Source organism: Nocardia sp. NPDC004722, assembly GCF_053601505.1.
Genome location: NZ_JBSGBY010000574.1, coordinates 1 through 5505 on the forward strand (window position 1 = coordinate 1; position 5505 = coordinate 5505).

Annotated in this window: 7 protein-coding genes; 2 read left to right on the forward strand and 5 right to left on the reverse strand. The window is 69.3% G+C overall.

All coding sequences use genetic code 11. The features are described from left to right. Positions 1-1336 (reverse strand): histidine kinase (locus ACWELQ_RS36880; protein WP_452401649.1); only part of this gene is annotated, 1336 nt, incomplete at its 3' end. Positions 1337-1439: 103 nt separating this feature from the next. Here ACWELQ_RS36880 and ACWELQ_RS36885 point away from each other — a divergent pair. Continuing rightward, the gene (locus ACWELQ_RS36885; protein WP_452401650.1) at positions 1440-2045 is read left to right on the forward strand and encodes a response regulator transcription factor; all 606 of its coding nucleotides are present in this window, start codon (positions 1440-1442) and stop codon (positions 2043-2045) included. A 91-nt stretch (positions 2046-2136) separates the two neighbouring features. Here ACWELQ_RS36885 and ACWELQ_RS36890 read toward each other — a convergent pair whose 3' ends face one another. After that, the gene (locus ACWELQ_RS36890) at positions 2137-2340 is read right to left on the reverse strand and encodes a cold-shock protein (protein WP_452401651.1); all 204 of its coding nucleotides are present in this window, start codon (positions 2338-2340) and stop codon (positions 2137-2139) included. 253 nt (positions 2341-2593) lie between these two features. Then, positions 2594-2806 (reverse strand): hypothetical protein, encoded by a 213-nt coding sequence (locus ACWELQ_RS36895; protein WP_452401652.1) that lies wholly within the window; start codon positions 2804-2806, stop codon positions 2594-2596. 212 nt (positions 2807-3018) lie between these two features. On the opposite strand from ACWELQ_RS36895, the gene ACWELQ_RS36900 reads away from it, so the two are divergent. Continuing rightward, entirely contained in the window at positions 3019-3246 is a 228-nt protein-coding gene (locus ACWELQ_RS36900; RefSeq protein ID WP_452401653.1) for a hypothetical protein, read from the forward strand. 9 nt (positions 3247-3255) lie between these two features. Here ACWELQ_RS36900 and ACWELQ_RS36905 read toward each other — a convergent pair whose 3' ends face one another. Together ACWELQ_RS36905 and ACWELQ_RS36910 are read right to left on the reverse strand one after the other, a co-directional pair. Next, a complete protein-coding gene (locus ACWELQ_RS36905) occupies positions 3256-4410 on the reverse strand; it encodes an aminotransferase class I/II-fold pyridoxal phosphate-dependent enzyme (RefSeq protein ID WP_452401654.1) in 1155 nt (384 codons plus the stop codon). After that, on the reverse strand, positions 4407-5505 hold a 1099-nt coding region (locus tag ACWELQ_RS36910; protein ID WP_452401655.1), incomplete at its 5' end, for an adenylate/guanylate cyclase domain-containing protein. The genes ACWELQ_RS36905 and ACWELQ_RS36910, both read right to left, overlap by 4 nt.

Genomic DNA, 5505 nt, shown 5'->3' on the forward strand with positions numbered 1-5505 from the left:
CGAGCCGCGCGTCGGCCGCGATGCGCAGCGCCTGCGCGATCTCCGACTCCGCGCGGCGCGGATCCCGGGTGATCAGTTCACCGATGAGGTCGCATTTCAATGCCAGCACCGACAGTGTCAGGCCGAGCAGATCGTGGATGTCGCGGGCCAGGCGCAGGCGCTCGAGGTGCGCCGTGCGGGCCGCCAGCGCGGCCCGGGATCGGTTGAGCTGCACCGAGAGCTGATGGAATCGGGCCAGCCCGAACAGCACCAGGGTCGCCTCCGAGGCGAGCAGCACCCAGCCGGTGCGATCGGCCAGCCCGCCGGTCGGCGCGGTGAACACGGCGCGCAGTGCGAGACAGCCGACCGCCACCGATGCCCAGGCCACCCGCTCGCGCAGCAGTGCGGCCACCGCGAGCGGAACCAGCCACAGCGCCCAGTACGGGCCCAGCCACGGCAGCGGAGCCAGGGTGACGACCAGCTGGGTCCACCACAGTGGTCCGGCCAGGCCGGGCCGGATCACCTGCGCCAGCAGCAGAGTCGAGACGGTCAGCCCGCCGAGGGCGTTCGCCGCGGGGTACCGGTCGACCTCGAAGACCTGGTTGGCGGTGAGGGCGAGCATGCTCGCGGCCAGCGTGGCCAGTGCCAGCCGGGGCGCGGTGCGCGTCACCGGTGCGGTGTCCCGGGCGGGCAGGTCGAGTTCGTGCTGGGCCGCGGCGGTGCGGCGCATCATGGCGACGATCGCGCGCGTCCGCTCGGCTGCCTCCTCGGCGGCGCGGCCCGCGAGGCCCGGTGCCCGGGTGAGGTCGGCGCGCACCCGGTGCAGGAGTTCGGCCACCTCGACCAGCTGCGCGCCGAGCCCGGCGCGCAGATCCCGAGCCACCCGCAAGCGCTCCTCGGAGCGGATGACCCGGGTCAGCTCGTCCCGGGTCGAGTCGAGCCGATCGACCAGGCCGGGCAGGCGCAGCAGGCTGAAGATCACCAGTCCGATGGCGGCCGTGCCGACGGAGGCGAGCAGGTAGGTCGCCGGGCCCGCGTGCCAGCCGTGGTGCACGGGACCGGAAGCGAGGGCGACGAGACCGAAGCCGACCCAGCGCCCGCGCGGCCCGAGCGCGATCGTGGCGGCCAGCAGCGCGTCGAGATCGACTGTGCCCGGGCCGAAGACCACGATCGGGAGATAGGTGGCCAGCCCCTGCGCCAGCAGCGCCGAACGGTAGTGCCCGCGCCACCGATCCGCCGCGACCAGCAGTGCCGCCTGCGCGATCGCGCACGCGCTCGCGGCAATTCCGTTCCCGCCGAACACGACCGAGAGGACGTACACGACCAGGAAGAGGTACCCGGTCGACCTGGCGAGCATCGACACGCGATGATTGCATACCGCCCGGCCGGTCCTGAGCAAATCGAACGGCTCGGGTGAGCGGTGGCTCGGGCGACCGGTGCACGGAGAGGAGTGGTATCAGATGATCAGAATTCTGATCGCCGAGGACATGCGGCTGCTGCGCGAAACCCTGGTCGCCGCACTGGAACTGGAGGACGATCTCGAGGTCGCCGCCGTCCTGGCCGACGGTGACGCCATCGTCGCGACCGTGGCCGCCGAGCGCATCGATCTCGCCCTGCTCGACATCGATCTCCCCGGCAAGGACGGTCTCACCGCCGCCGCCGAACTCCGCCGCGACCATCCGCACTGCCGAATCCTGGTGCTCACCTCACTGGCCACCCCAGGACACCTGACCCGCGCCATCGACATCGGCGTCGCCGGATTCGTCCTCAAGGACAGCTCCCGCCGCGACCTCCTGCACGCGGTCCGCACCGTCGCCGCGGGCGGCACGGTCCTCGACCCCGGCCTCGCCTTCACCGCGCTGCGCGCCCCCGCCAACCCGCTGACCGACCGCGAAGCCGACGTGCTGCGCTCCCTCGCCGCCGGCGCCGACCCCAAACAGATCGCCGCGGACCTGCATCTGTCCTATGGCACGGTCCGCAACTATCTAGCCGCCGCCACCACGAAACTCCAGGCCCGCACCCGCGTCGATGCCATCCGCATCGCCCAGCAGGGGGGCTGGCTCTGACCGCGGGTCATCGAGCGCATCAGCGCTGATTCTGGCCCTGAAATGCGCGAAACCCGCGCCGTGGCGCGGGTCTCGGTGTCAGATCCAGAACTTAGATGACGCGGACGTTCTGGGCCTGCGGGCCCTTCTGGCCCTGGCCGATCTCGAACTCGACACGCTGGCCCTCTTCGAGGGACTTGAAGCCCGAGCCCTGGATCGCGGAGAAATGAACGAAAACGTCCGCATCGCCATTATCCTGCGCGATGAACCCGAAGCCCTTTTCGCCGTTGAACCACTTCACACTGCCTTGCGACATTCTTTTTATTTGCTTTCTGTTGCGAGCCGAGCGATCACATCAACAACCCGTTCTCGCCACACAGCATGCCATACTCCGGCGCTGTTGCCGACGGCGACCCGACGTGGAGATCGCAACTACCGGCCCGCGATGTGGCCGACGCCACTTCGAAATATCGATGTTTTGGACGACGCGGAGGAACTCAACTCGTTCCCCAGCTATAGATCCAGGGACTTCCCCGCGTCGCGGGACCTACCGTAACGGTCCGGCGCCGTCAGCGCCACCTGATTGGCAGCACCACCATCACCAGCGCGATCAGCGCCAGCGCGGTGATCGGGATCGACGTCCAGCCGCCATTCTCCAGCAACGATTCGAACCGGCCGGTCGGCGCGTCGAAACTCGACAGGATGTGGTCCAGATTCGCCGACAGCAGCAGGCCGATCGCGCACCCGGCGACCGGGCGGGCCGCCGCGACCCCGGCCACCACCGCCCCCGAGCGGGGACGTTAACCGGGTCGGGGCGGGGATCCGGCATTCCGGTGTCGGCCGCGACCATCGGGCGATTCCGTTCCGGAAAGTCCGGGCAGCGCTCTGAACAGCCAGGACCGCGCCATCACGGGCGTCCGCGCTACCGGTGGTGTGCGGCGATCCCTAGCGTTCGAGACGGAGGGGGAAACCTCCGCACGAGCGAGGAGGAAATATGGACGGCGGATTGATCTGCCTGCTGGTCGTGGTCGGCATCGTCGCGCTTTTCATCTATATGTCGAATCAGAAGTCGGTCAACAAGTACCGGGCAGTCTGCGGTGAATGCGGCTTTCGCTCAGGCTGGATGACCGAATCCCAAGCCGAGGCGAGCAGTGCCCAGCATTACCGGTCGCGGCATCCGAATGTGCCGCCCGGAGGCACGATGCAGATCCGGACCCGATGATCGCGCGGGTCACGAGGTTTCGGCCTTGACCAGGCGGGCGATGGCCTCGTGCAGGGTGGCGTCGCGTTTGCAGTAGGCGAAGCGGACCAGGTTGTCCCAGTGCGAGCGGGCGGCCAGCGCCGCCACCGGAATGGCGGCCACACCGGCGCGAGCGGGGAGTTCGCGGCAGAAGGCGGTGCCGTCGGTACCCACGTCGGCACACACGAAATAGCCACCGGCACTGCGCTTCACGGGGTAGCCGAGGTCCCGCAGCGCGGTCGAGAGCAACTCGGACTTGTCGCGCAGCGCGGCGCGATTGGTCGCGGCCCACTCCTGTTCAAAGTTGAGCGCGTGGGCGACGGCGGGCTGGAAGGGGGCGGGCGAGACGAAGGAGAGGTACTGCTTGGCGGCGTGGAGGGCGTGAATCAGCGGGGCCGGGCCCAGCGCCCAGCCGATGCGCCAGCCCGTCACGTGAAAGGTCTTGGCGGGACTGGAGACGACGAGGGTGCGTTCGCGCATCCCAGGCAGCGTCGCGATCGACACATAGTCGTCCGCGTCGAAGACCAGATGCTCGTACACCTCGTCGGAGAGGACGAGAAAGTCGTGCGCACAAGCCAATTCGGCGATCAGGCGCAGATCCGCCGCGCTCAGCAGGGAGCCGCTCGGATTGTGCGGGGAGTTGACGACCAGCAACCGGGTGCGGGCGGTGATCGAGCGGCGCAACTCGTCGAGATCGAGGGTGAAGCCGTCGCCGTCGGAGACCATGGCCACCGTGCGCGGGACGGCCCCGGCCATGGCGACCGCGGCGGCATAGGAGTCGTAATACGGTTCGATCAGCACGACTTCCGCGCCCGGCTCCACCAGCGCGAGCATCGCCGCGGTCAACGCCTCGGTCGCGCCGGCGGTGACCACCACCTCCGAGAGCGCGTCGTAGCCGCCGCCGAGCCGCCGCCCGCGCTCGGCGACAATGGCCTCACGCAGCACGGCCTGCCCCTTCGAGGACGAATAGTGGTTCATGCCACCGGAAATCGCCGACCGGGCCAGCTCGAGCATGGCGGCCGGACCCTCGTAGTCGGGGAAGCCCTGACCGAGGTCGACCGCCTCGTTGCTGGTGGCCAGCCGGGAGATCTCCTCGAAAACCGAAGCGCTGTAAGGCCGCAGGCGTTCGACCAGGATGTCGCTCATCGCACACCCCGCAGCACGAAACAGGTCACCGGCTCGCGGCGGCCCTTCACCGCGATCGCGTGCAAGGGCTCCACCAGCGCCCGGGGACCGAGCTGGGCCCGGGTCAGCGGCCCGATCACCACATCGCCGGGATGCGCCACGCCCTGCAACCGGGCCGCGGTATTGGTGGTGTCGCCGATGGCGGTGTAGTTGCGCATCTGCGCCGCACCGATATTGCCGACCAGGGCCGGACCGGTATTGACCCCGACCCGGAAACGCGGCCACTCCGGCCGCCCCGCGGCGATCCGCGCGACGGCTTCCTGCAGGCCCAGCCCCGCGCGCGCGGCACGCAACGCGTGATCCGGTTGCGGGGTCGGCGCGTTGAACACCGCCATCACCGCGTCACCGACGAATTGCACCACCACGCCCCCCGCTTCCAGAATCACCGGCACGATAGCGCCGTAATAGGTGTTGAGCATCTGCACCACCAGGGCCGGGTCGGTGCGCTCGGCGAACGGGGTGAATCCGCTCAGGTCCGCCATCAGCACACTGACCTCGGCGATCCGCCCGCCCAGATCGGCCTCGGCCGGATTGGCCAGCAGCGCGGTCGCGACCTGCGGCGACATATAGGAGCGGAACAGCTGATCGAGTTGGCGATACAGCCGCGCGTTCTGCTCGAGCACGACGAACTGTCGCTCGGTGAGCCCGAATCGCTTCGACAGCTCGACGCCGACCGCGCCGAGCGGCTCGTCGGCCGGGACCCCGTCCGCCGCGCGCCGGCGCAGCACCTCGGCCATCTCGGTCATGGCCCGGGTGTAGTCGCGTTCGAGCGCGGCCATGGTCTGGTTCAGGGTGACGCTGTCGAAGAGGCCGAGGGCGGAGCCTTCGCGCCGGAACTGGAGGTGACTGCTGACCGCGATCAGTCCGAAGGCCGCGACCATCAGCACGTGCCATTCCCACCAGGAGACCTGCCAGCTGCGGCCGTAGCCGACCGCCACCAGCGCCTCGATCAGCAGCACCCCACGTCCGTCACGACGAACGGCCTCCGATTCCAAGACGTCGACGCCCTCTTTCCCGAGGAACTCGTCTGCACCTTGATGACCGGTGAGGAAGGCT